Annotated in this window: 24 protein-coding genes; 16 read left to right on the top strand and 8 right to left on the bottom strand. The window is 60.2% G+C overall.

Features of this window, described 5'->3' with window-relative positions; genetic code table 11:
• Positions 1 to 27 precede the first annotated feature (27 nt).
• From coaBC to mscS, 4 genes are read left to right on the top strand one after another with little or no spacing between them, the layout of a single operon-like run.
• A complete protein-coding gene (gene coaBC, locus Q0753_RS12785) occupies positions 28 to 1,248 on the top strand; it encodes a bifunctional phosphopantothenoylcysteine decarboxylase/phosphopantothenate--cysteine ligase CoaBC (RefSeq protein ID WP_298721598.1) in 1,221 nt (406 codons plus the stop codon).
• Positions 1,232 to 1,690, top strand: coding sequence for a dUTP diphosphatase (dut, locus tag Q0753_RS12780; protein ID WP_298721838.1), 459 nt, complete (start codon positions 1,232 to 1,234; stop codon positions 1,688 to 1,690). The genes coaBC and dut overlap by 17 nt, the downstream gene beginning before the upstream one ends.
• Before the next feature lie 17 nt (positions 1,691 to 1,707).
• Positions 1,708 to 2,310 (top strand): nucleoid occlusion factor SlmA, encoded by a 603-nt coding sequence (gene slmA / locus Q0753_RS12775; RefSeq protein ID WP_298721594.1) that lies wholly within the window; start codon positions 1,708 to 1,710, stop codon positions 2,308 to 2,310.
• 56 nt (positions 2,311 to 2,366) lie between these two features.
• Entirely contained in the window at positions 2,367 to 3,221 is an 855-nt protein-coding gene (mscS, locus tag Q0753_RS12770; protein WP_298721591.1) for a small-conductance mechanosensitive channel MscS, read from the top strand.
• Positions 3,222 to 3,486: 265 nt separating this feature from the next.
• Here the strand turns inward: mscS and pyrE are convergent, their stop codons facing one another.
• Together pyrE and rph are read right to left on the bottom strand one after the other, a co-directional pair.
• Positions 3,487 to 4,128, bottom strand: coding sequence for an orotate phosphoribosyltransferase (gene pyrE / locus Q0753_RS12765; protein ID WP_298721588.1), 642 nt, complete (start codon positions 4,126 to 4,128; stop codon positions 3,487 to 3,489).
• A 187-nt stretch (positions 4,129 to 4,315) separates the two neighbouring features.
• Positions 4,316 to 5,032: a ribonuclease PH gene (gene rph / locus Q0753_RS12760; protein WP_298721585.1), complete on the bottom strand. Its 717-nt coding sequence runs from the start codon at positions 5,030 to 5,032 to the stop codon at positions 4,316 to 4,318.
• A 156-nt stretch (positions 5,033 to 5,188) separates the two neighbouring features.
• Here rph and Q0753_RS12755 point away from each other — a divergent pair, with 156 nt between their 5' ends.
• The 3 genes from Q0753_RS12755 (at position 5,189) to Q0753_RS12745 (ending at position 7,694) form a co-directional block, all read left to right on the top strand.
• Entirely contained in the window at positions 5,189 to 6,052 is an 864-nt protein-coding gene (locus Q0753_RS12755) for a YicC/YloC family endoribonuclease (RefSeq protein WP_298721582.1), read from the top strand.
• A gap of 207 nt (positions 6,053 to 6,259) precedes the next feature.
• Entirely contained in the window at positions 6,260 to 6,790 is a 531-nt protein-coding gene (locus tag Q0753_RS12750; protein ID WP_298721579.1) for a DUF3750 domain-containing protein, read from the top strand.
• Between the two features lie 115 nt (positions 6,791 to 6,905).
• On the top strand, positions 6,906 to 7,694 hold the full coding sequence (locus Q0753_RS12745; protein ID WP_298721577.1) for a glycosyltransferase family 32 protein: 789 nt from the start codon (positions 6,906 to 6,908) through the stop codon (positions 7,692 to 7,694).
• A gap of 55 nt (positions 7,695 to 7,749) precedes the next feature.
• Here the strand turns inward: Q0753_RS12745 and Q0753_RS12740 are convergent, their stop codons facing one another.
• Positions 7,750 to 8,046: a DUF6482 family protein gene (locus Q0753_RS12740; RefSeq protein ID WP_298721574.1), complete on the bottom strand. Its 297-nt coding sequence runs from the start codon at positions 8,044 to 8,046 to the stop codon at positions 7,750 to 7,752.
• 335 nt (positions 8,047 to 8,381) lie between these two features.
• On the opposite strand from Q0753_RS12740, the gene gmk reads away from it, so the two are divergent.
• The 4 genes from gmk (at position 8,382) to Q0753_RS12720 (ending at position 12,756) form a co-directional block, all read left to right on the top strand.
• Complete coding sequence (gene gmk / locus Q0753_RS12735) at positions 8,382 to 9,011, top strand: guanylate kinase (RefSeq protein ID WP_298721571.1); 630 nt, start codon at positions 8,382 to 8,384, stop codon at positions 9,009 to 9,011.
• Between the two features lie 49 nt (positions 9,012 to 9,060).
• Positions 9,061 to 9,336 (top strand): DNA-directed RNA polymerase subunit omega, encoded by a 276-nt coding sequence (gene rpoZ / locus Q0753_RS12730; RefSeq protein ID WP_298721568.1) that lies wholly within the window; start codon positions 9,061 to 9,063, stop codon positions 9,334 to 9,336.
• Positions 9,337 to 9,436: 100 nt separating this feature from the next.
• Positions 9,437 to 11,554 (top strand): bifunctional GTP diphosphokinase/guanosine-3',5'-bis pyrophosphate 3'-pyrophosphohydrolase, encoded by a 2,118-nt coding sequence (gene spoT / locus Q0753_RS12725; protein WP_298721565.1) that lies wholly within the window; start codon positions 9,437 to 9,439, stop codon positions 11,552 to 11,554.
• 194 nt (positions 11,555 to 11,748) lie between these two features.
• Positions 11,749 to 12,756 (top strand): alpha/beta fold hydrolase, encoded by a 1,008-nt coding sequence (locus tag Q0753_RS12720; protein ID WP_298721562.1) that lies wholly within the window; start codon positions 11,749 to 11,751, stop codon positions 12,754 to 12,756.
• 407 nt (positions 12,757 to 13,163) lie between these two features.
• Here the strand turns inward: Q0753_RS12720 and Q0753_RS12715 are convergent, their stop codons facing one another.
• Positions 13,164 to 13,610, bottom strand: coding sequence for an EVE domain-containing protein (locus tag Q0753_RS12715; RefSeq protein WP_298721559.1), 447 nt, complete (start codon positions 13,608 to 13,610; stop codon positions 13,164 to 13,166).
• A 128-nt stretch (positions 13,611 to 13,738) separates the two neighbouring features.
• On the opposite strand from Q0753_RS12715, the gene Q0753_RS12710 reads away from it, so the two are divergent.
• The 3 genes from Q0753_RS12710 (at position 13,739) to murQ (ending at position 16,094) form a co-directional block, all read left to right on the top strand.
• A complete protein-coding gene (locus tag Q0753_RS12710) occupies positions 13,739 to 13,924 on the top strand; it encodes a hypothetical protein (RefSeq protein ID WP_298721556.1) in 186 nt (61 codons plus the stop codon).
• A 2-nt stretch (positions 13,925 to 13,926) separates the two neighbouring features.
• Positions 13,927 to 15,018 (top strand): anhydro-N-acetylmuramic acid kinase, encoded by a 1,092-nt coding sequence (locus Q0753_RS12705; RefSeq protein ID WP_298721553.1) that lies wholly within the window; start codon positions 13,927 to 13,929, stop codon positions 15,016 to 15,018.
• Positions 15,019 to 15,182: 164 nt separating this feature from the next.
• Entirely contained in the window at positions 15,183 to 16,094 is a 912-nt protein-coding gene (gene murQ / locus Q0753_RS12700) for an N-acetylmuramic acid 6-phosphate etherase (RefSeq protein WP_298721550.1), read from the top strand.
• 18 nt (positions 16,095 to 16,112) lie between these two features.
• On the opposite strand, the gene Q0753_RS12695 is transcribed toward murQ, so the two are convergent.
• The 3 genes from Q0753_RS12695 to Q0753_RS12685 all read right to left on the bottom strand — a co-directional run bounded on the left by Q0753_RS12695 (position 16,113) and on the right by Q0753_RS12685 (position 20,330).
• The gene (locus Q0753_RS12695; protein ID WP_298721547.1) at positions 16,113 to 18,725 is read right to left on the bottom strand and encodes a GGDEF domain-containing protein; all 2,613 of its coding nucleotides are present in this window, start codon (positions 18,723 to 18,725) and stop codon (positions 16,113 to 16,115) included.
• Positions 18,722 to 19,762 (bottom strand): TRAP transporter substrate-binding protein DctP, encoded by a 1,041-nt coding sequence (dctP, locus tag Q0753_RS12690; protein WP_298721545.1) that lies wholly within the window; start codon positions 19,760 to 19,762, stop codon positions 18,722 to 18,724. The genes Q0753_RS12695 and dctP overlap by 4 nt, the downstream gene beginning before the upstream one ends.
• Before the next feature lie 235 nt (positions 19,763 to 19,997).
• A complete protein-coding gene (locus Q0753_RS12685; protein WP_298721541.1) occupies positions 19,998 to 20,330 on the bottom strand; it encodes a hypothetical protein in 333 nt (110 codons plus the stop codon).
• Positions 20,331 to 20,566: 236 nt separating this feature from the next.
• Here Q0753_RS12685 and Q0753_RS12680 point away from each other — a divergent pair, with 236 nt between their 5' ends.
• Positions 20,567 to 21,442: an aldo/keto reductase gene (locus Q0753_RS12680; protein WP_298721539.1), complete on the top strand. Its 876-nt coding sequence runs from the start codon at positions 20,567 to 20,569 to the stop codon at positions 21,440 to 21,442.
• Here the strand turns inward: Q0753_RS12680 and Q0753_RS12675 are convergent.
• Positions 21,439 to 22,611: an NAD(P)/FAD-dependent oxidoreductase gene (locus Q0753_RS12675; RefSeq protein ID WP_298721536.1), complete on the bottom strand. Its 1,173-nt coding sequence runs from the start codon at positions 22,609 to 22,611 to the stop codon at positions 21,439 to 21,441. The genes Q0753_RS12680 and Q0753_RS12675 overlap by 4 nt on opposite strands.
• Before the next feature lie 96 nt (positions 22,612 to 22,707).
• Here Q0753_RS12675 and Q0753_RS12670 point away from each other — a divergent pair, with 96 nt between their 5' ends.
• Positions 22,708 to 23,880, top strand: coding sequence for a methyltransferase (locus Q0753_RS12670; RefSeq protein WP_298721533.1), 1,173 nt, complete (start codon positions 22,708 to 22,710; stop codon positions 23,878 to 23,880).
• Positions 23,881 to 23,920: the final 40 nt, after the last annotated feature.

Below are 23,920 nucleotides of genomic sequence, written 5' to 3'. Positions count from 1 at the left end.
CGCCCTGTCAGCCTGTGGAATAGAGTGATGCCATTAACGGGAAAACGTATTTTAGTTGGCCTCAACGGCGGTATTGCGGCCTATAAAAGCGCCGAGCTGGTGCGCCGACTCAAGGAGCGCCATGCAGAGGTACGGGTGGTGATGACCGAGTCGGCCAAGTCGTTTATTACGCCGCTCACCCTGCAGGCGGTGTCGGGCGAGCCGGTGTCGGATGCGCTGCTCGATCCGGCGGCCGAGGCCGGCATGGGCCATATCGAACTGGCCAAATGGGCCGATTTGGTGCTGATTGCTCCCGCCAGTGCCAACACCCTGGCCCGACTGGCTGCCGGCCTGGCCGACGATCTGCTCACCACCCTGTGTCTGGCCACACCCGCGTCGCTGGCGGTGGCCCCGGCCATGAACCAGCAGATGTATCGCCACCCGGCCACCCAGGACAATCTGGCCACCCTGGCACGCCGCCACACCCTGGTGTGGGGCCCGGCTCAGGGTGCCCAGGCCTGTGGCGATGTCGGCCCGGGTCGCATGCTGGAGCCGATGGCACTGGTTGAGCTGATAGAGCGGCACTTTGCGCCGGCATATCAGCCAAAGACGCAGCCATTGGCCGGTATCAAACTGATGCTGACCGCCGGCCCCACCCGCGAGGCGCTGGATCCGGTGCGGTTTATCTCCAACCACAGCTCCGGCAAAATGGGCTTCGCCCTGGCCCAGGCCGCCGCCGAACTGGGCGCCGAGGTGACCCTGGTCAGCGGCCCGGTAACATTGGCCACCCCGAAAGGCGTGCAACGGCTGGATGTGGAAAGTGCCGCCCAGATGCACGCCGCGGTGATGGCCGGTATCGACGCCCAGCAGATTTTTATCGCCTGCGCCGCCGTGGCAGACTATGCCCCCAAAACGGTAGCCAGCCATAAAATAAAGAAGACTGCTGCCGATACCATGGTCATCGAACTAACCAAAAATCCGGATATTGTCGCCAATGTGGCCGCATTGCCGAACAAGCCGTTTACCGTCGGGTTTGCCGCAGAAACCCGGGATGTGGAAAAATACGCCCGGGACAAGCTCAGCCGTAAAAAGCTGGATATGATTGCGGCCAACAATGTGGCCATGGCCGGCCAGGGATTTAACAGCGATGACAACGCGCTGACCGTATTCTGGCCCACAGGGCAAACCGAACTACCACTGGCCGGTAAAACCGAACTGGCCAGACACCTTCTCACCTTAATTGCAGAAAAATATCATGACACCCATTGAGCTGAAAATTCTCGACCCCCGTGTGGGCACCGACTTCCCGCTGCCCGCCTACGCCACACCTGGCTCTGCCGGGCTGGATCTGCGCGCCTGCCTGGATGCGCCGCTCGAGCTGGCACCGGGAGAAACCAAACTGCTGCCCACCGGCATCGCCATTCATATTGGCGATCCCGGTCTGTGTGCCACCATACTGCCCCGCTCCGGCCTGGGCCATAAGCACGGCATCGTATTGGGCAATCTGGTGGGGCTGATCGACTCTGACTACCAGGGACAGTTGATGGTATCCTGCTGGAACCGTGGTACTGAACACTTTACCGTTCAGCCGGGTGAGCGCATCGCGCAACTGATGATCCTGCCGGTCGTGCAGGCTCAATTTACGCTCGTTGACGAGTTTGACCAAAGCGAACGGGGAGAAGGCGGTTTTGGCTCTTCCGGTCGCCACTAACCGAGTTAAGTTCGCCCATGGCCAATATTCAAAATAAAAAAAATCGTCGGGAACAGATACTGCAGTCGCTGGCCCACATGCTGGAAACCAGCCCGGGACAACGCATCACCACCGCCAAGCTGGCGGCCGAGGTCGGCGTGTCGGAGGCGGCGCTGTACCGCCATTTTCCGAGCAAGGCCCGCATGTTCGAGGGACTCATCGACTTTATCGAAGAGACCCTGTTCTCCCGCATCAACCTGATCCTGCAGGATGAAAAAGACAGCACCCTGCGTCTGCGTTACATCATGCAGCTGGTGCTGGGTTTTTGTGAGCGCAATCCGGGCATTACCCGGCTGTTGAACGGAGATGCCCTGCAAGGCGAACACGAGCGGCTGCTGGCCCGTATCAACCAGCTGTTCGAACGACTGGAAACCCAACTCAAGCAGGTGATGCGCGAACGTCGCCTGTATGAAGGTGAAGGCTTCGCCGAAGATGAGAAGGTACTGGCCAATCTGCTGCTGGCGTATGTAGAAGGACGTATCAACCAGTATGTACGCAGCCAGTTCCGTACCAAACCGACCCAGCACTTCGACAGTCACTGGCAGCTGTTGCAGCCGCAACTGGCATCAATGGCTGTCTGATCCCTGTAGCGCGTTAAGCACTCGCGCTGCCCGCTGCAACACCCAGAGGTAAACTGATGGACACAGAGATTCTCAACGCCGATCTACTGAACCAGGCTCATAGCTGGATCAGCAACAATCAGGAGCTGCTGATCAAGTATGCGGTCAACATCACCGCCGCCCTGCTGACCCTGATCATCGGTTTTATGGCCGTCGGTATGCTTACCGGCGGCATGAACCGGGTGATGAAGGCGCGCAAGGTAGACAACACCATCTCCGATTTTGTCACCAGCATGCTCAAGTACGGCCTGCTGGCCTTCGTGATCATCGCCGCCCTCGGTCGGGTCGGCGTGCAAACCGCCTCTTTCGTGGCCATTGTGGGTGCCGCCGGTCTGGCCGTGGGCCTGGCATTGCAGGGCTCGCTGTCCAACTTTGCCGCCGGTGTGCTACTGATCGGCTTTCGTTTTTTCAAGGCCGGTGATTACGTGGAAGCGGGCGGAACCGCCGGTACCGTGCATTCGGTACAAATCTTCACCACCATACTGATGACGCCGGACAACCGCATGATAGTGGTGCCCAACTCCAAGATCCTGAACGACAACATCATCAACTACTCCAAGGAAAAGACCCGCCGGCTCGATCTGGTGATTGGTGTGTCTTACAGCGCCGACCTCAAACTGACCAAAGAGGTGCTGACCCGCATCATCGGTGAAGAGCCCCGGGTACTGAAAGAGCCAGAGTGCCGCATCGCGGTCAGCGAACTGGGCGCGTCTTCCGTCGACTTTATCGTGCGCCCCTGGGTCAGGGCCGAAGACTACTGGAACCTGAAGTTCGATCTGCTGGAAAAAATAAAGAACGAACTGGACGCCAACAACATCGGCATCCCCTTCCCGCAGATGGACGTGCACCTGTTCAAACAAGACACCGCCTGAGCGTCGCATTACCCACAAAAAAAGCCGCTTTCAGCGGCTTTTTTATTGAACAAGTTTGTCTGTCGCTTTTGCAGGAGTCGGGTAAAGGGGCAGCTTCCCGACACGCTTCAAGCACGTCCATGTGACGCTCGGCAAATGCCATCCATGGCATTTGATCGGTCGGGAAGCAGCTCCCTTCACCCTCCTTGATGCTGCAGAGCCACCTGTTGGCATTATCTTCGGACAACTCGATGCCCAGAAAGAGGCACGCCGATCCAATATCTGATTAGATTCCGTACTGCTCCCGATAGGCCCGCACCCGATCCAGATGCTCGCTCATGCCCGGCTGCTCGGCGAGGTATTCAATCAGATCGGCCAGAGTAATGATGGCGGTCACCTCGGCGTTATAGTCCCGCTCCACTTCCTGAATGGCCGACAGCTCGCCCTTGCCTTTTTCCTGGCGATCCAGGGCAATCAGCACCCCGGCCAGTTCGGCACCGTTGGCCTGGATGATATCCATCGACTCGCGAATGGCGGTACCGGCGGTGATCACGTCATCCACCAGCATGATACGGCCGGCCAGCGGGCTGCCCACCAGATTGCCGCCTTCGCCGTGATCCTTGGCTTCCTTGCGGTTGAAGCAGTAGGGCACATCCTGATCGTGTACTTCGGCCAACTGCACCGCGGTGGCACTGGCGATGGGAATGCCCTTGTAGGCCGGGCCGAACAGCACGTCGTACTGGGTATTCGCGTCCACCAGGGCGGCGGCATAGAAACGCCCCAGACGAGCCAGATCGCGGCCGCTGTTGAACAGGCCGGCATTGAAGAAATAAGGGCTCTTGCGCCCGGACTTCAGGGTGAATTCGCCAAATTTAAGCACCTCTTTGGCCATGGCAAATTCGATAAAATCACGCTGGTAGGCTTTCATTTCTTGTTCCACTCCACATTTTAAGCTTGGTAACAGGGCTGATTGTAAAGCTGCAGAAGGCTGCCGGGAACAGATGTCAGGATCCGAGTAAGCAGACCATCGACGCCAGGGACGGCGTCGTTGAGCCTACATGGATGTATTTACGGCGTGTCTGCGTTCGGACCTGATATCTGTTTTGTGCCAGGATTCAAATCGCCCGGCGCTGGTGCTCCACCAGCTCGTCAATGGACTTGCGGGCCAGGGCCAGCATGGCCAGCAGCTGTTCATGGCTGAAGGGTTCGCCCTCGGCCGTGCCCTGCACTTCGATCATGTTGCCTTCGGCGGTCATGACCACGTTCATGTCGGTTTCGGCGGCGGCGTCTTCGGTGTATTCCAGATCCGATACCGCCTGACCATCCACCATGCCCACGGAAATGGCGGCCACCAGGGTCTTGAGCGGGTTGCTGGTGATCATGCCCTGTTGCTGCATCCAGGTCAGCGCATGCGCCATGGCCACACAGGCGCCGGTAATGGCGGCGGTGCGGGTGCCACCGTCGGCCTGGATCACGTCGCAATCCACGGTAATGGTGTATTCACCCAGCTTGTTCAGATCCATGGCGGCGCGCAACGAGCGGCCGATAAGGCGCTGAATTTCCATGGTGCGACCGCCCTGCTTGCCCTTGGCCGCCTCACGGTGCATGCGGCTGTGGGTAGAACGCGGCAGCATGCCGTATTCCGCCGTCACCCAGCCCTGCCCCTTGCCACGCAGAAAACGCGGCACACCCTTTTCTACCGAGGCGGTACACAGCACCTTGGTATGACCGAATTCCACCAGCACCGAGCCTTCGGCATGACGGGTATAATTGGAAGTGATGGTAACGGGTCGCATTTCATCGACCGCGCGTCCGCAGGCTCGTGTAGACATGGCATTCTCCAGTAGGAATAAAATCGCGCCGCCCGGCGGGCGAAACGCCGCCATTATAAAGAAACTGGCCGGCCATTGCATGCGGCCGGCCATTGGCGGAAACTGCGGCCTGTGTCAGACTTGGCCGATTAACCGGCAACACACAATGGGAATCACATGATCCACAGCATGACCGCCTACGCCCGGCAGGAATTCAAACAGGACTGGGGCACCGCCGTATGGGAAATCCGTTCGGTCAACCAGCGTTATCTGGAAACCTATACCCGGCTGCCCGAACAGTTCCGCAGCCTGGAGCCGCTGGTGCGCGAAAAACTGCGCGCCCGCCTGCAACGGGGCAAGGTGGAATGCGGCCTGCGTTTCGAGAGCAACCTGGCCAACCAGGGTCAGCTGCAAATGAACAAGCCGCTGGCCGAACAGTTGATCGAAGGCGCCACCTGGGTAATGGAAACAGCCGGCCAGGGCAGCCTGAACCCGGTCGATATTCTGCGCTGGCCGGGCGTGATGGAAGCCCAGGCCCAGGATATGGATGCCCTTAGCAACCAACTGATGGCAAGCCTCGACAAGGTGATCGACGACTTCCTCGCCGCCCGCGCCAGCGAAGGCGACAAGCTGAAAGAGCTGATCGAGCAGCGCCTCGCCGGTATCGAGCAGGAAGTCACCAAGGTCAAGACCGAGATGCCCGCCATCATGGCCTGGCAGCGCCAGCGCCTGCAGGACCGCTTCGAAGAAGCCAAAGTCGAACTGGAGCCCCAGCGCCTGGAGCAGGAAATGGTGCTGCTGGCCCAGAAGGTCGACGTGGCCGAAGAGCTGGACCGCCTGGTCACCCACATCGGCGAGACCCGCAAGATCCTCAAGAAAGGCGGCGCCTGTGGCCGCCGGCTGGACTTCATGATGCAGGAGTTCAACCGCGAGTCCAACACCCTGGGCTCCAAGTCCATCAGCACCGACATCACCAACTCCGCCGTCGAGCTGAAGGTGTTGATTGAACAGATGCGCGAGCAGATCCAGAACATAGAGTAAATTTCAGGCCCCTGCTCAGGGGCCTTTTCATTCCCTTCTCTTACTCAGGTTCAGACCAAGCCTGATGAATACCGCATAACCCTTTCGCATCAGATACCGCCGCCCGTTCGGCATCTCCCTGGCAGACTGAAATGCTTGCTCAATATATCGCGGCTATTATGGTGTAAAAACATCCATATCAAGGCTCAATCCTGCCGGAGAAAGACCATGCCTCACTCCCGTCTGCTGTTGTTATTACTGCCCCTGTGGCTGATGGCCTGTAGTGATAGCGATTGGCGCCAGGCCAGTCGCGAACCGGCGGGCATAGCCCCGGATCCCGATCACACACCGGAGGCGGTGATCCAGGTCTATGGTGCCGACGCCTGGGGCTGGCGGGGCTGGTTTGCCATTCATACCTGGATTGCGGTCAAACCCAGCCTAGCTGACCAGTACACTGTGTTTGAGGTGATCGGCTGGCGTGAGCGTAGTGGCCTGCCGGTGCTGCGGGTAGCCAAGGATTATCCGGATCGCTTCTGGTTCGGAGCCAGACCAGAGGTCTTGCTGGACAAGCGCGGCGAGGGGGTAGACGAACTGATAGTCCAGATTAAACAGGCCGCGGCCAACTATCCCTGGCGGGAGCAATACCGAATATTTCCCGGTCCCAACAGTAACACCTTTCCTGCCTGGGTGGCCGAGCAGGTGCCCGGGCTGGAACTCGAACTGCCCTGGCGTGCCATCGGCAGCGGCTGGGCCCGGTAAGCTACTTTTAGCTGGGGAAGGATACCGGCGCTGCGGACCACCGAAGGTCGGCTCCCAGGCTCGACATGCTCGAATAAACCTGATTTTAACTCATAGACTTATAACAGGGGTTCCAGTGAAGGCGCACATACTAGTAACCAGCCGGTTGATCAAACTCTTTGCCAACATCACCAAGGTGCTGAGCTACGGCTTTCACGCCTTGCTGCCCAACACGCGCTTTACCCTGCCGGAACGCTCAGGTGCCCTGATAAAAGGCAAAGACAGGCCTATTCCCCGCATTATCTGGCAGACCAATTACACCAACAAGGCCACGCTGCCGGTGTATCTCAACTATCTGTTCAACCGCATCATATCGCCGACCTTCGAATACCGCTTCATGATCACCGAAGCCCGGGCCGAGTTCATCAAGGCCAACTATTCACCGGAGATTTTCGAGGCCTATTCCCGGCTGCAGATCGGGGCCGCTCAAGCCGACTTCTGGCGGTTGCTGGTGCTGCAAAAGCATGGCGGCGTGTATCTGGATATCGACGCCCACGCGGTCTGGCCGCTGGGTCATATCATCAAGCCCGAACACGACGAGCTGTATATCATTCGTCAGAACAACGAGCTGACCAACTACTTCATCGCCAGCAAGCCAAATAATCCCAACCTGGCCCGGTTGATCGAGCAGGTAATGCAGAATATTCGGGAGAACCGGATCAGCGGGGTTTACGACATGACAGGCCCGGGCGTGTTCAATCAGGTGCTGGATTACCAGAAGGTGCCCACCACCTTCTATCGCACCACCTGCAATCAGGGCAGCTTTACCAACGAGCATTTTCAGTACATCGACAAGCCTCAGGGCAAGTGGACCAAGGAGCAGCACAAGGTCGATGTGGTTCGGAAAAATCCGCCGGAAAGCTGAAACAGCGGGCCTCTCATCCTGCCGGCAGGTCATGCAGGCAGGTGCACGCTCTCGCTCAGCAAGGCCAGACGATGGCAATCTCCATCGGCGGCACAGGATCATCTGCCAGGCCAATCATTTCATGGTAGGGGGAGTGCTGCACCAGTACGGCACTGGCGACCTCCAGGCCCGCCAGTTGCTGCTTGATATGCTCGATGCTGCGAAACACCAGGGGCCGGCCATTATCGCCGGCCAACAAGTCGGTATTACCGGCCTGCGTCAGTTCAACCAGATACATGCACATGTCGTGTGACTGAATCGCCAGCCGTTCCACTTTCGGCTGTTCGCTCAGCAGATGGGTCAGAGTGATCATCCTGTCTTCCTCTCGTATCATTAAAAGTGCGTATCGATTCATTCTGACCGGCCTGTTGGTCGTCTTCATTCAGCAGCACAGCTCGACCTGCCCGAATAATTACTCGGTTTTTACGAAGTTTTGATCAGGTAAAAACTGATAGAGCCGAAGCGGCCTGCTGATCATAATGCAATTTGCGTGGAGGGCACTTCCGCAGCAAGCTATAGTTACCTTTGACTGGTCGTTGTATTTACAACGGCCATTTTTTTATCCGCCGTCTTCTGGTAAGCTTTGCCGCCCTTGGTTCCAGCCCCATGCTCGGCGCTGGCAGATAACCCCAGAACGGGCACGACATTATGGCGCACATCGGTACCTTATTTATTATTTCTTCCCCCAGCGGCGCAGGCAAATCCAGCCTGATCAAGGCGCTGTTGGAACGCCCCAGCGCCGACGGCAAGCTGCAGGTTTCCGTTTCTCATACCACCAGAGCCATGCGCCCGGGTGAAGTTGACGGGGTTCACTATCACTTTGTGGATCAATCTCAGTTCAAAACGCTGATAGACCGTGGTGCCTTTTACGAGTGGGCCGAAGTGTTCGGCAACTACTATGGCACCTCGCGCGAGTGGATCGATGCCCAGCTGGCAAAAGGTATCGATATTCTGCTGGATATCGACTGGCAGGGCGCTCGCCAGATCCGCGCCCAATCGCCCAGCGCCAAATCCATCTTTATTCTGCCGCCGAGCCGGGAAGAGCTGGAACGCCGGCTGAATGCTCGCCAGCAGGACAGTGCCGCGGTCATCAAGGGCCGCATGGACAAGGCGGTATCGGAAATGTCCCACTACAACGAATACGACTATCTGCTGGTCAACGACACCTTCGAGCATGCGTTGAACCAGCTCAGTTCCATTATCGAAGCCGAGCGTGCCAATACCGGCAAGCAGGCGATACGTTTCCAGGACTTGCTTTCCGGACTACTGGCGGAATAAGCTAAGATCCATTAGAATTTTGCACCTTTTTTAATCATTGGAGTCCATTATGGCACGCGTTACTGTTGAAGATGCTGTTGAGCAGGTAGGCAACCGTTTTGATCTGGTTCTGGTTGCTTCCCGTCGCGCCCGCCAACTGGCCACCCAGGGCAAGGATCCGCTGGTCGCGGTAGAAAACGACAAGCCGACCGTGGTTGCCCTGCGCGAAATCGAACAAGGCCTGGTTAACCATGCGGTGATGGATGTACAGGATCGCCAGGAACAGCAGGAAATGGAAGCGGCCGAGCTGGCTGCCGTTGCCGCCATCGCCGAAGGCCGCATCTAAACCCGGTGTGTCCTCCGGCTTGTGCCGGCCGGCCCGTTCCGCCCGGAGCGGGCCTGACCTCTGAATTGCGTATTAACGGCATCGACCGTCGGGGTATCACTTGTATCTATTTGAATCTCTCAAAGAGCTTGCCACCAGTTATCTGCCGGCCGAGCAGGTAGAGCAACTCAAGGTTGCCTACGTGGTGGCTCGGGACGCCCATCAGGGGCAGGCCCGATCCAGCGGCGAACCCTATATTACCCACCCGGTCGCGGTGGCACGCATTCTGGGAGAGATGCACCTCGATCACGAAACCCTGATGGCCGCCTTGCTGCACGATGTCATCGAAGATACCCCGGTCACCAAAACCATGCTCGAACAACAGTTCGGCCCGGCGGTGGCCGATCTCGTTGAAGGCGTGTCCAAACTCGACAAGCTCAAGTTTCGGGATCGCAAGGAAGCCCAGACCGAAAACTTCCGCAAAATGGTGCTGGCCATGACCCAGGATATTCGGGTCATCCTGATCAAGCTCGCCGACCGCACCCATAACATGCGTACCCTGGGCGCCCTGCGTCCGGACAAACGCCGCCGTATCGCCCGGGAAACCCTGGAAATTTATGCCCCCATAGCCAATCGGCTGGGCATTCACAGCATCAAGAACGAACTGGAAGAGCTGGGGCTCGAAGCGCTCTACCCCATGCGTACCCGGGTGCTGCGCGAATCGGTACGCCGGGCCCGCGGCAACCGGCGCGAGATCATTCAGTCGATTCTGGAAGAAGTCAGCGGCCGACTGGAAGATGCCCGCATCGACACCCAGGTCAAGGGCCGGGAAAAGAACCTGTTCTCCATCTACCACAAGATGGTGAAGAAAGAGCTGCAGTTCCACGAAGTCATGGATATCTATGCCTTTCGAGTTATCGTGAAAGACATCGATACCTGCTATCGGGTGCTGGGCCAGATGCACACCCTGTACAAGCCGCGCCCGGGCCGCTTCAAGGACTACATCGCCATTCCCAAAACCAACGGTTATCAGTCGCTGCATACCTCGCTGGTGGGGCCGCATGGCGTGCCGGTGGAAGTACAGATCCGTACCGAATACATGGATCAGATGGCCGATAAAGGGGTGGCCGCGCACTGGGCCTACAAGCAGGACAGCGAACGCTCCGATACCACCGCCCAGGTGCGCGCCCAGCGCTGGATGCAAAGCCTGCTCGAACTGCAGCAGAGCGCCGGCTCTTCGTTTGAATTTATCGAAGGGGTCAAAACCGACCTGTTTCCGGATGAAATCTATGTGTTCACCCCGGAAGGGCGCATTCTGGAGCTGCCTTCGGGTGCCACCCCGGTCGACTTCGCCTACGCGGTGCACACCGACATCGGCCATGCCTGCGTTGGCTCCCGGGTTGACCGCCAGCCGTTTCCGCTCAGCCAGCCGCTGCACTCGGGCCAGACCATCGAAATCATCACCGCCCCCAGCGCCCGCCCCAATGCGGCCTGGCTCAACTTCGTGGTCACTGCGCGCGCCCGCACCAAAATTCGTCAGTTTCTCAAGAACCTGCGTACCGAAGAGTCGGAGCTATTGGGCAAACGGCTGCTCAACCACGCCCTGGGTGCCAAGAACCTGGAAGACATTCCGGCCGAGCGCATCGAGCAGGTACTGAAAGACACCAGACACGGTTCGATCAAGAGTCTGCTGGCGGATATCGGCCTGGGCAACGCCATGAGCGTGGTGGTGGCGCGCCGGCTATTGAGCCAACCGGACGAAGTACCGGCAGAACGTACCAAATCCATGAAGAAGATGCCGATTCGTGGCGCCGACGACATGCTGCTCAATTTTGCCAACTGTTGTCGTCCCATTCCCGGCGACCCCATCGTTGCCCATATCAGCCCCGGCCGCGGCCTGGTGGTGCACCTGGAGTCATGCAAGAACATCCGTGGCTACAGCAAGGAACCGGACAAGTATCTGCCGGTGCAGTGGGACATGGAGCAGGACTTCGATTTCGAGTTCAAAACCGAAATCGGCATCGAAATCATCAACCATCAGGGTGCCCTGGCCGAGCTGGCCAATGTGATTGCCGCCACCGGCGCCAACATTCACAGCATCGCCACCGAAGAAAAGGACGGCCGGGTCTACGTGGTCGAGCTGTTGATCACCACCAAAAGCCGCATTCATCTGGCCAACATCATGCGCAAGATCCGGGTTACCCCCAACGTGCTCAAGGTCTATCGCCTGCGCAAGTAAATCCGGTGAACAGTGAGGGGATGCGTCAAAGCCCCTCACCCCTCACGCCTCACGCCTCACGCCTCACGCCTCACGCCTGGCATTGTGTAATCCCTCCCTCTTTCACGCTACACTGCCAGTCATCTTGTTTAATAGCGAACCGCTCGGAGCCTTCTATGCTCGCTCGCCTGTTCCTGATCGGGATTTGCCTGCTTATGAATACCGCCGCCGCCATTGCCCTCCCCCGCCTGACCACCGAAGCCGAACTCGGCGAGCTCGGTCAGTCCGGGCTGGATGCCTTCTGGCAACAACAGGCGAAACAGGGGCAGTTCGCCACGACCGACGGCCTGGAATTACCCTACGCCAGCCTGAGCCGTCCCGAGCACCAAAAGGCCATCATACTGGTCAACGGCCGCACCGAAAGCTATCTCAAGTATCAGGAGCTGGCGCGGGATCTGTTCAACAACGGTTATAACGTCTACCTCTACGATCATCGCGGTCAGGGCCTGGCCCCCCGACAGCTCAAGGATCCGTTGATGGGGTACGTGGCAGACTTTGACGATTACGTACAGGATCTGGAGCAGTTCGTGCAGCAGGTGGTGCTGATGGAGCCGGTGAACAGCCTCTACCTGCTGTCCCACTCCATGGGCGGCACCATCTCGGCGCTGTGGCTGAGCGAAACCCGGGTCCGGCTGCAGGCGGCGACGCTATCGTCACCCATGATGGGTATTTATCTCGGGCCTCTGCCGCGCTGGCTGGCCGACGGCCTGATTGCCACGCTCGATACCGGCTGTCGCTGGCTGGGTCGCGAGGCCTGCTATGCGCCCGGCCAGGGCGGCGGTTATGTAGAGGTGCCCTTCGAAGACAATGAGCTGACCCACAGCGAACTGCGTTATCGGCTGTTTCGCGATCTGTACCGGCAGCAGCCCGAATTACAGCTGGGCGGCGCCAGCCTGAACTGGCTGCAACAGGCACTCAAGGCCGGCGACCGCACCATAGCCCGGGCCAGCCGCATTGCCACTCCCCTGTTGGTGTTGCAGGCCGGTAACGATGTAGTGGTGGACAACCGCGCCCAGAATCGCTTTTGCCAGGCCCTCGCCCATTGCGAGGGTGGGGCCCCCAAGGTCATCAAGAAGGCATCCCACGAGCTGTTTATCGAACGGGATCGTCAGCGCCAGCAGGCACTGGAAGCCGCGCTGTCGTTCTTCGAGCAATACCCCTGAGGCCACGCGCCACTCATAGCATCGCCACTTATTCCATAGCCACTTATACCAATCCCAGTAATGATCTGGTCATATTGAGGCCTCCAGACCAGAGGCAACACAGCCGCCTCCCTCGACACGCCATAAACCCATCCGTGGGGGCTCGGAAATGCCGTCCCTGGCATTTCACGGTCGTGGGAGCCGTTCTCTGTTACCTCTTCTGGAACTCCGAGTTGCCTGCAGACGGCGCCAACAGGCAACGCCGGAGCATCAAGGAGGGCAAAGGGATCTGCTCCACCGACCATCACATGACAGGGACGTCATGTGCTGAGCGTCACAAGGAGGTGCTTGAGCGAGTCGGTGGAGCGGGCCCTTTGTCCGGGATTGGCATGACAGTCAAACAGATCGAGTGTTTAATATAATTGGTATTACTCCATAGCCAATACGGCCTGCCACTCGTCCTCGCTCACCGGCATTACCGACAGCCGGCTGCCCTTTTGCACCAATGGCAGCCCGCTTAACGCCGGATTGGCCTTGAGCGCGGCCAGCGGCAACAAGGGCAAATGGCGCTCATAGCTCAGCTCCACCGCATACCAGCGGGGTTGTTCCGGATTGGATTTATCATCGAAGTAGGAGCTGGTCGGGTCGAAGGCGAACGGGTCGGGAAAACCGGCGCGCTCCACCTTGCCGATGCCGGCGATGCCTACCCGTTTGCAGCTGGAATGATAAATGAAGACCCGATCCCCCACCTGCACCCGATCACGCAGAAAGTTGCGAGCCTGATAATTGCGCACCCCTTCCCAGACGGTATTGGCACGGGCCAAATCGTCGATGGAAAAGGTATCGGGCTCGGTCTTGAACAGCCAGTAGGCCATGGTATTTCCTCGTTATTTATTTTGTGACGTCATGCTGGCCGCCGCCGCCCGGCTATGGCAACCTTGTTTGACCGCACATGATACACAGTCACTTTTATAGATTGTCACTTTGCACGGAGAAATACGCGATGTACAAACCCTGGTGGCTTGCTCTGGCACTGTTGCTGAGTGCCTGTGGCGGCACTCCCGAGATGCCGGTACCCCAACCCACTGCTGTGCCGGAGGTCGAGGCCGAACCCGAGCCTCAGCCCTTCGAAAATGAAGTGATCAGCGTTCCGGTCAGCCCGGTGCAAACCCTGCCGAGCGACTGGTGAGCATGGAAAAATACATCGGCATCATGTCCGGCACCAGCCTGGACGGCATCGACGCGGTGCTGGTCGCCACCGACGGCGAACAGGTCACCCTGCTGGCCCGCACCGGCAGCCCCTTCGAGCCCGGCCTGCGCCGGCGGTTGCTGGCCCTGGCCGGGGGCGGCGCCGTCACGGCCCGACAATGGGGCGAACTGGACGCCGAGCTCGGCCAGGCCTATGCCGCCGTCACCCTGCAATTGCTGCATGAGTCGGGCCACAGCGCCGAACACATCCGAGCCATCGGCTGCCACGGTCAGACGGTCTGGCATCAACCCGCCGGGCCCCTGCCGTTTTCGCTGCAACTGGGTGACGGCAACCGGCTGGCGGCCGGCACCGGTATCATCGCCATCAACGACTTTCGCCGCAAAGACATGGCGCTGGGTGGCCAGGGCGCCCCCCTGGTGCCCGCCTTTCATCAGCGGGTACTGGGTGGCGTGGATCACGTCCGTATTCTGGTCAACATCGGCGGCATCGCCAACATCACGGTGCTGGCACCGGACCAGCCGGTGCTGGGCTTTGATGTCGGCCCCGGCAACATGCTGATGGATCTCTGGGCTCGCCGCCACCTCGGCCAGCCGTATGATAACAACGCCGCCTTCGCCATGCAGGGACGGGTGGATACCGCGCTGCTGAACCGGCTGCTGGCCGAACCCTGGCTGGCCCTGCCCGCCCCAAAGAGCACCGGCCGCGAGCTGTTCAGCGAAGCCTGGCTGAATGCCCGCCTGCCGGACGGCATGGCGCCGGCCGACGTGCAGGCGACCCTGGCCGAATTTACCGCCACCGCCATCGCCAACGAGGTCGATAAATGGTCGGCGGGCGAACTGCTGGTGTGCGGCGGCGGCGGCCATAACCCGCTTCTGATGCAACGGCTGGCCGCCCTGCTGCCAAACTGGCGGGTCGATACCTGCAACAGCGCCGGCGTGGATATGGACGCCATGGAAGCCATGGCCTTTGCCTGGCTGGCCCACCAGGCGATGCACAACCTGCCGGGCAATCTGCCGGAGGTCACCGGTGCCCGCCGCCCCGCCATTCTGGGCGCCGTTCATCTGCCGGGATAACCCCTTCGGGTGGCTGTAAGCCGTCAGCTTTAAGCTGTAAGTTAAAAATCAACATCGTCTCTTGTAGGGTCGACTTCAGTCGACCCAAACGGTAGCACGGCTCAAACGGCCGAATACTCTTTACACAATATATCGACCCTATGTTTCCCATATGGAGCACCGCCATGGATACCAAAGATCTGCTCAAGGATCTGGCCCGACTCGCCTCCGAAGGCCGCAATCCCGACACCCTGCACATCGACCGGCAGTCGACCCTGGAAATTCTGACCACCATCAACACTCAGGATAAACAGGTACCGGAAGCGGTTGAACGCGTTCTGCCCGCCATCGCCGCCGCCGTCGATACCATAGTGGCGGCCTTTCACCGGGGTGGCCGACTGGTTTATATGGGGGCCGGCACCAGCGGCCGGCTGGGCGTGCTGGATGCCTCCGAGTGCCCACCCACCTTCAGCGTGCCCGACGACATGGTAGTGGGGCTGATTGCCGGTGGCCCACAGGCCATGTTTCGCGCGCAGGAAGGAGCAGAAGACAACGAACAGCTGGGCGCCCAGGACCTGCAGCGGCTCGAACTGAACGCCAATGATGTGGTGGTGGGTATCGCCGCCAGCGGCCGCACCCCCTATGTACTGGGCGGGCTGCATTATGCCCGCCAGCAGGGTGCGGCAACGGTGGCGCTGGCCTGCAATGGTGATTCTCTCATCGGCCAGGCGGCCGACATCCAAATCGAGCCCGAAGTCGGTCCCGAGGTGATCACCGGCTCGACCCGGCTCAAATCCGGTACCGCCCAGAAGCTGGTGCTCAATATGCTGACCACCGCCAGCATGATCCGCCTGGGCAAGGTGTATCAGAATTTGATGGTGGATCTGAATGCCAGCAACCTGAAGCTGCAGGCCCGGGCCCAGCGCATCGTGATGCAGGCCACCGGCGTGGACGAGCATGCCGCCGCCGAGGCGCTGCAACGAGCAGATCAGCAGGTGAAACTGGCCATACTGATGCTGCTCTCCGGCCTCGACAAGGCCGAAGCCGAAGCCAGGCTAACGCACGGCCAGGGCGTACTGCGCCGGGCGCTGGAGTAAGCGACCGCCGCCGCGCGATCAGGCCGACTCTTGTTCGACAGTGACATTCTCGGCCAGCCCGACCTCAACCCGGTTGCGGCCGCCGCTTTTGGCGCGGTACATCGCATCGTCGGCACGCTTGAGCATCTCCTTGGACTGATCACCGGGCTGAATGGCCGCCACCCCGAAGCTGCAGGTACGGTGGCCAATCACCGGAAAGTGGGCCTGTTCGATGTACCGACGCAGGCTCTCGGCCAGCTGACGCGCTCCCTCCAGCCCGGTATTAGGGCAGATGATCAGAAACTCCTCGCCACCCCAGCGGCCCGGACAATCGCTGAGCCGGGTGTTCAAGCGCATCAGATCGGCAAGCTGGCGCAACACCTGGTCGCCCACCTGATGACCACAGCTGTCGTTGACCTGCTTGAAGTGATCCACATCCAGCATCACAATCGCAAAGCCGGTACCGTAACGCTCGTAGCGGTGAATTTCCTGGATCATCAGCGCTTCAAGACGGCCACGGTTGGCCAGGCCGGTCAGCACATCGGTGGTGGATAGCCGCTCAAGTTCACGGTTCTTGCGCTCCAGCACGGCCTGGTGCTCAACCTGCCCGGTGATATCCACCACGATCCCGATATAGCGCGCCTCGCTGGCATCCGGATCATCATAGCGCCGCGCCACGCAACGAAACCAGCGCACCTGGTTATCATCGTTAAGCACGCGCCCTTCGCAGTACCAATCCGGGTGCTGGCGGGCCATGGTTTCCTGCCAGCTGCTTAGCACCGATTCAAGATCTTCCGGGTGCAGCATGTCGGTCCAGCCAAATCCGCGCAGCTTATCGGCAGAGGCGCCAAGCATGTCGCAGAAATACCGGTTGGAATAAATGTTCCGGCCGCTCGCATCCGACTCGAAAATCCCCATGGGGGAGAACTCGGACAGCGCCCGAAAACGCGCTTCACTGCTGCGCAGCGCCTCTTCCGACTGTTTGCGTTCGGTCAGATCGGCAATATTGATGGCGACACTCTCAATGTGACCATCGTCTCCGGTAATGGGATGACCGGTCATGCGGCAGAAACGCCGTCCCGCCCCCTTGAACTCAATCCAGCCTTCGGTAACAAACGGCGTTCCCTTCAGCGCCGTATCCAGGTTGCCCTTCATCCGGCTATTGAACAGCTCGTCGCCATACAGCTCCCACCAGGCATGCCCCTCTATCTCGTCCCGCTCCCGGTGGTGGTAATCGAGGTAACGGCGATTGACCTGCTGATAGCAATAATGGGTATCCACCAGTGCCATCAGCTCGTCGGCGGCGTTAACGATTTCACGATACCGATACAGGCGCGCTTCGAATTCGCGCTGCTCGGTCACGTCGTGACTGATCGCAAAGTAGCTGACCACTCGGCCGTCCACATCGCGCACCGGCGTAACCATCGCCTGCTCGACCCGTTCGCTGCCATCACGCATGCGGTTGATGAACTCGCCCTGCCACGTCTGTTCGAGCTTCAGCTCGCGCTGCAGGGCCTGATAGGTGGCCGCCGGCGTCTGGCCAGACGACAGCATGTTCGGTTTCTGACCCAGCACCTCTTCGCTGCTGTAACCGCTGCGCATCAGAAAGACGCGGTTCACATAAATGATGCGACGGTCGAGATCGGTAATCATGATCGGCGACGGCACCTGCTCGATAGCCTGATACAGCCGGACCAGATCGTTGGCGGCCTGGCGCTCGCGGGCCCGACTGTTCCGCCAGTGCTGCAGAAACGCCAGCGACAACAGCAGCACTATGCCCAGGCCCGCACCGGCAAATAAGGCACGAAACGTCCAGCCGGCCAGCACCCGTTCCCGCTCAATCGCCGCAAAGGCTCTGATGGGTTGCTGGCCCAGCTGGCGAATCGCAAACAGATACTGCTCGCCAAAAACAAGACGCGTACCGTAGGCACTGAACAGATCGAGCTCAAACTGTTGATCCAGTTGCCGCAGCACCTGCAGCTTGTGCTGTTCAAAGCTGGAGCCGGTCACCATCAGGGGGCGGTTGCGGTTATCGAGCAACATCAGGTGTTGCCCGCCGTAGCCATCGCCACTTTCCAGCTCGGAGTCGATGCGTTCCGGGTCTACCATGGCCAGCAAGACACCGATCAGCTGGCCCTCGGGGCCCCTCACCAGCTCGGCCACCCCCAGACGCCCGTTTTCGATTCCCGTAAACGACTGGCTGCCGGCCTTCAGGCCGTCGATGACCCAGCCCGGAGCCTGATGCCGCAACCCGAGCGTCTGGCCGGCGCTGGCGGCAACCCGGCCATCGGGATGATAAAGCGTCAGGCTGTCCAGCGCCGACGTTTCCAGCAGCGAGCCCAATAACAAGCGCCGCAGATCGGTCTGCGCGTCGAGGGGTTGCGAACGGCCCTTCAGCGTATGACGAGTATCGTGCAGCACATGGTCGGCCGAGACGAAGGCGATATCCACCGCGCTGCCGAAGGCCCGCAGTTGCGTCTGCAGACGCTCACCGGCACTTTGCAACGAGTAGCGGTAATCCTGATACAAGCCCCAGGCGAGCATGACCGTCATCACCAGCAACAGCGCCACCGCGCCCGGAAAAATGGATCGCGCCAGTCGGTTATCCTGCTGACTGCTCTGTACCGACAAATGAAACGGCTGGGACCTCATCGCTGGTCAACCACCTGTTGAGCTCGTTCGACCAGCAACGGGTCGATCCCTATTTCATGCACCAGCGCCGGCTGTTGCTTGCCGGCAATATGGCGCCATTGCGCCAGCACCTTTTCATCCGGCTTGACGATCTCGACCCCATTATCCTGCAGCACCTTGCGTGCCTCGCGCTGTGCCCTGGCCGCTGCCTCGCGTTGCGCATCGACCACCTGATCCCAGGTGTCCCGCACCAGTTGGCGCAACTCCTCGGACAACCCATTCCAAAACCGGGCATTGATCATCGGCACATACTGGGCGAAATATTCCATATCCTCGAAGCCGAAGCGAATGCCTTTGCTCCAGAGGGCCGCGCTGCGCACGGTTTCGTGGGTGGTAAGCATACCCTGCACCTGCCCGCGCTCCAGTGCATTGGGCAGATCGGGCCAGGCGATCAACACCGGGTCAGCCTTGAATGCCTCCAGCCGGCCCCGGTTGGCGGCGCCGCCGGGAATGCGAACCCGCAGACCGGCCAGATCGGCGTGGCGGCTCACATGCGCGTCGGTAAAATAAAGATGCGCATGGCCCAGATCCAGCCAGCGTCCGAGCACCCTGACGCCCAGATCCGACTCGATTCGCCGGCTCACCATGCGCCCAATCTCGCCATCGCGCACCGCGTAGTGCTGCTCGGCCGCGCGGCCGTAGAACAACGGCAGCATGTAAAGGCCCACATCGGGCACATAGCGATCCAGTTGCCACATGCCCGGCACCACCATTTCGACCTTGCCGCCGGTCAGCGCCGCAATCGCGTCGCGGTCGCGAAACAGCCGGGCACTATGATGAAAACGAACCTCGAGCCGCCCGTCACTGGCACGTTCGAGCTGCCGGGCGAAACGGGCGATCGCCTGGGTCTGAACATGTTCGGCGGTATTTTCAGTCGAGATCCGCAGCACCTGGGGGAGCGACGCTTGCGCCCGGGCGAGACCATTGCCGCCCAGCAGAGTCAGCATGGCCGCCAGCACGGCAAACCATCGTCGAGAGTTGATGAATATTTCCTTCATTGCCACTTGTCTTCCTGATAAGGCCGGGTTCGAGTCGATGAAAAGGCTCAATTATTCGCCACCCCGGCAGTATATCCGAGGCATCTTTGCAAATCATTGATTTAGCTCGTAGTTAGGGTCTTTTTTGCGAAAATGTGGTCTTGCAGAATAGTCCTGCAGCGCAGGCTGGAAGGGATCCATGAGGATCTTTCCTGAATGGCCGGCGATCCTGGCCGGCAGCATGGGCACGAGACGGTCACTCGATGGAATCGTCCTCTTCACGAGCCAGGCGCGCGCGCAGTTTTTCCTCCCGCCGGCGATACCAGTGGGCCTTGAACGCCGTCCACCAGTCGGCAGACAACTCGCCACCATGGGCTTCCAGTATGGCGATCACCCGATCCAGGGTCAGCACGGCAGCATCGTAGTCGATATCCAGCCAGTGCTTGCGCACCACCACCTTGGCCACGCCGGGCTCGGCGGCAAACACCTCGGCCAGCAGCTCTATCTGCAGCTGATTGAGGTGATCAAGTTTCAGATGTCGCTTGACCAGCGCCACCTCGGCCTGTCCCTCGTTGGGTAATGTGCTCATATAGCTCCCCTTCTCATAAACCCGTTGGCAGTACCAACGGTCTGGCCTGAGCCCGGAGTAAACGGTTAACCGGGACACCCCGCTCGGCCTTGCATCCTGGTTACCAAGACCGAGTCAAGCGCAAGCCCTGTTCAAAAGCAAGCGCCGGAGCGTTGCAAAGGCCCATTCGCTGCGTCACCATACAGAGTAACCACAATGTGGAAACCACTTCCATAGTTCATTATCGAGAGGTCATCATGGAAAGCACCGTTACCCTCAAGGCTACCGCCACCCAGGCCGCCGTTACCCTGCCCGCCATCGGTCAGGGTTCCTGGTACATGGGCGAAGGTCTGGCTCCCCGTCGCGATGAAGTGCGCGCCCTGCAGCAAGGACTGGAGCTGGGGCTTCGGCTGATCGATACCGCCGAAATGTATGCGGATGGCGGTGCCGAAGAAGTGGTGGGCGAGGCGCTCAAAGGGCGGCGGGAACAGGCGTTTCTGGTGTCCAAGGTGTATCCCTGGAATGCGGGCAAGCGCAGCGCCATTCAGGCCTGTGAAGACAGCCTGCAGCGACTGGGCACCGATTATCTGGATATGTACCTGCTGCACTGGCCCGGCAGCATTCCGTTGGAAGAAACCTTGCACGCCTTCGAGCAACTGCAGGCCGACGGCAAGATAAAGCGTTTCGGGGTGTCCAACTTCGACATCGACGAACTGCAGCAATGGCACCAACTGAGCGGTGACGACAGCGCCGTCAACCAGGTGCTCTATCACCTGGGTTCACGGGGCATAGAGCATTCGCTGCGCCCCTGGCAACGCCAGCAGAACATGCCGGTCATGGCCTACTGCCCGCTGGCTCAGGGCGGACGCCTGCGCCGTGAGCTGTTCGGTCACCCCGAGCTGCAGGCCCTTGCCGCCGAACTAAAGGTTACGGTGCCCCAGCTGCTGCTGGCCTGGGCCATTCGCCCGGTCGATGGTCGGCGCGACGTGATCGCCATTCCCAAGGCGGTGCAGCCGAAGCACGTACGCCAGAACGCCGAGGCCCTGAACCTGGTGTTGAGTAACGAAGTGCTGGCCCGACTGGATGCCGCCTTCCCGGCACCCGACCGCAAGACACCGCTGGATATCGTTTAAACCACCTGGCCGGCGCACCAGCCGGCACTCCAGGCCCACTGGAAGTTGTAGCCTCCCAGCCAACCGGTCACATCCACCACCTCGCCGATAAAATAGAGGTTGGGCACCTTGCTGGCCATCATGGTCTTGGACGAGAGTTCGTTGGTATCCACGCCGCCCAGGGTTACCTCGGCGGTGCGGTAGCCCTCGGTGCCGCCGGGTTTCAATGGCCAGGCGGACAACAACTGCTCGATGGCCGCCAGCTCTTTGGGCACATACTGCTTGAGCGGCTTGTTGGTGATGCCTTCCCGCTCCAGCAGCGTTTCTACCAGCCGTTTGGGCAGGTAACGGCTCAGCCAGGTTTTCAGTTCCTGATTGGGGCTGTCGGCTACGCCCTGCGTCAGCCGACCGGCGGGCAACAGCTCGAAGTGCACCTGCTCGCCCGCCTGCCAGTAAGACGAAATCTGCAGCACCGAGGGGCCGGACACGCCGCGATGGGTAAACAGCAGGCTTTCGGCGAAACGGGTGCCGTCTTCACTTTCGGCCACCACCGGCAACGACACCCCGGCCAGCGGCTCCAGGGTGGCCTTGTCTTCCGGCTGCAGGGTAAAAGGCACCAGACCGGCACGGGTAGGCAGCACCTTGAGCCCGAACTGCTCCGCCAGCTTGTAACCAAAGGGCGAGGCGCCAATCTTCGGCATCGACAGGCCGCCGCTGGCCACCACCAGTGACTGACAGCTCACTTCCTCGGTTGCCGTGGCCACCATAAAACCGTCGCCCAGTCGGTCGACGTTGAGAACGTCGGCGCGCAGCCGTATGGTTACCCCGGCGCCTTCACACTCTTTTACCAGCATATCGACGATGTTCTGCGCAGAATCATCGCAAAACAGCTGGCCCAGGGTCTTTTCGTGATAGGCGATGCCGTGTTTCTCCACCAGCGCGATAAAGTCCCACTGGGTATAGCGCGCCAGCGCCGACTTGACGAAATGCGGGTTACCACACAAGTAGGCGGACGGCTCCACGAAATAATTGGTGAAGTTGCAGCGCCCGCCGCCCGACATCAGTATTTTGCGACCGATGCGCTTGCCGTGATCCAGCAGCAGTACCTTGCGGCCCCGCTTGCCCGCCTCGGCGGCACACATCAGGCCGGCGGCACCGGCGCCGATCACAATTACATCCCAGGCTTTCATGGCACTCACACTCTCGCTGACAACAAAGGCGCTATTCTAGCGATCGCACCGCCGCTCGGCTATGCCGACACCGGCGACAGGGTTATAATTCGCGCCATGAGTATTCTCGCCGCACAATTTCAACAGCTGAGCGCCCTGCTGCACCGCACCCGCGGTGACTGGCAGCTTGCACCCTTTGCCTGCACCTCGCTGCCCTGGCCCGAGCTGGCACCGGCGCTGATGGCGCTGGATGAAGCCCTACTCGACGCCCTGGACGAAGACGACAGCGCCGCCCTGGCCTTTTTGGCGCCATTCCGATCCGAAATGGTGGCGGCTCATGATTTTCAGTTACCCGAGCTGAAACGGGCCGCCGACTACGCCACTCCGCGTTGGAGCAACGGCATTCCCGGCCGAAAATGGGCGCAAATCAGGGATTTTGCCGCCAATATCACCACAGAACACCCCATACTGGAATGGTGTGCCGGCAAGGGCCACCTGGGGCGCCTGCTGGCCCAGCAAGACACACAACCGGTGACCAGCCTGGAATGGAATGCCGATTTATGCCGCCAGGGCGAGCAACTCGCCGGGCAACTGACGCTCGACCATCACTTTGTGTGTGCCGATGCCCTGAGCGCCGATGCCACCCGGTGGTTTCGGCCCGAACAACAGGCGCTGGCATTGCACGCCTGCGGCGAACTGCATTTGCGTTTTCTGCGCCATGCCGCCGCCGCCGGTACTCGCCGGCTGGCGCTGTCACCCTGTTGCTATCACCTGATCGACGGTGAGCATTACCGCCCGCTGTCGGCCGCCGGCCGGCAGCAAAACTTGCAGCTGGATCGCCAGAGCCTGCGGCTGCCGTTGCAGCAACAGGTCACCGGGGGCGAACGGGTGCGCCGCCTGCGCCACATCGAGCTGACCTGGCGGCTGGCGTTCGACGAACTGCAACAGAGCCTGACCGGCAGCCCCGATTATCTGCCGCTGCCGGCCTTTCCCAAACGGCTGCTGAGTGGCGATTTTGCCGACTTTGCCCGTTGGGCCTGCGAGCAGAAGTCGCTGCCGGTGCCGGACAGCATCGACGGCGAGCACTGGCTGCAACGGGCCGATAGCCGCCGTCTGCTGGTGAAACGCATCGAGCTGGTGCGCCACCGGTACCGTTATCTGCTGGAACTGTGGTTGCTGCTGGATCGCGCCCTGTACCTCGAAGAGCAGGGCTATCGCGTGAGCCTCGGCACCTTTACCGACCGGCTCAATACCCCGCGCCGCTATCTGCTGCAAGCCAATAAAACATAACAGGACCTTTCACCCCGCCCGCAGGGCGAAGTCGTGAAAC

The sequence above is a fragment of the uncultured Oceanisphaera sp. genome, assembly GCF_947495715.1.
Lineage (GTDB): Bacteria > Pseudomonadota > Gammaproteobacteria > Enterobacterales > Aeromonadaceae > Oceanimonas > Oceanimonas sediminis.
The sequence above is the reverse complement of the archived record's forward strand: the minus strand, read 5'-3'. Positions and strand labels throughout refer to the sequence as shown.

Coding starts and splice junctions, on each gene's coding strand:
- coaBC (WP_298721598.1), top strand. CDS start 28: ATGCCATTAACGGGAAAACGTATTTTAGTTGGCCTCAACGGCGGTATT.
- slmA (WP_298721594.1), top strand. CDS start 1,708: ATGGCCAATATTCAAAATAAAAAAAATCGTCGGGAACAGATACTGCAG.
- mscS (WP_298721591.1), top strand. CDS start 2,367: ATGGACACAGAGATTCTCAACGCCGATCTACTGAACCAGGCTCATAGC.
- pyrE (WP_298721588.1), bottom strand. CDS start 4,128: ATGAAAGCCTACCAGCGTGATTTTATCGAATTTGCCATGGCCAAAGAG.
- rph (WP_298721585.1), bottom strand. CDS start 5,032: ATGTCTACACGAGCCTGCGGACGCGCGGTCGATGAAATGCGACCCGTT.
- Q0753_RS12755 (WP_298721582.1), top strand. CDS start 5,189: ATGATCCACAGCATGACCGCCTACGCCCGGCAGGAATTCAAACAGGAC.
- Q0753_RS12750 (WP_298721579.1), top strand. CDS start 6,260: ATGCCTCACTCCCGTCTGCTGTTGTTATTACTGCCCCTGTGGCTGATG.
- Q0753_RS12740 (WP_298721574.1), bottom strand. CDS start 8,046: ATGATCACTCTGACCCATCTGCTGAGCGAACAGCCGAAAGTGGAACGG.
- gmk (WP_298721571.1), top strand. CDS start 8,382: ATGGCGCACATCGGTACCTTATTTATTATTTCTTCCCCCAGCGGCGCA.
- rpoZ (WP_298721568.1), top strand. CDS start 9,061: ATGGCACGCGTTACTGTTGAAGATGCTGTTGAGCAGGTAGGCAACCGT.
- Q0753_RS12720 (WP_298721562.1), top strand. CDS start 11,749: ATGAATACCGCCGCCGCCATTGCCCTCCCCCGCCTGACCACCGAAGCC.
- Q0753_RS12715 (WP_298721559.1), bottom strand. CDS start 13,610: ATGGCCTACTGGCTGTTCAAGACCGAGCCCGATACCTTTTCCATCGAC.
- Q0753_RS12710 (WP_298721556.1), top strand. CDS start 13,739: ATGTACAAACCCTGGTGGCTTGCTCTGGCACTGTTGCTGAGTGCCTGT.
- Q0753_RS12705 (WP_298721553.1), top strand. CDS start 13,927: ATGGAAAAATACATCGGCATCATGTCCGGCACCAGCCTGGACGGCATC.
- murQ (WP_298721550.1), top strand. CDS start 15,183: ATGGATACCAAAGATCTGCTCAAGGATCTGGCCCGACTCGCCTCCGAA.
- Q0753_RS12695 (WP_298721547.1), bottom strand. CDS start 18,725: ATGAGGTCCCAGCCGTTTCATTTGTCGGTACAGAGCAGTCAGCAGGAT.
- dctP (WP_298721545.1), bottom strand. CDS start 19,762: ATGAAGGAAATATTCATCAACTCTCGACGATGGTTTGCCGTGCTGGCG.
- Q0753_RS12685 (WP_298721541.1), bottom strand. CDS start 20,330: ATGAGCACATTACCCAACGAGGGACAGGCCGAGGTGGCGCTGGTCAAG.
- Q0753_RS12680 (WP_298721539.1), top strand. CDS start 20,567: ATGGAAAGCACCGTTACCCTCAAGGCTACCGCCACCCAGGCCGCCGTT.
- Q0753_RS12675 (WP_298721536.1), bottom strand. CDS start 22,611: ATGAAAGCCTGGGATGTAATTGTGATCGGCGCCGGTGCCGCCGGCCTG.
- Q0753_RS12670 (WP_298721533.1), top strand. CDS start 22,708: ATGAGTATTCTCGCCGCACAATTTCAACAGCTGAGCGCCCTGCTGCAC.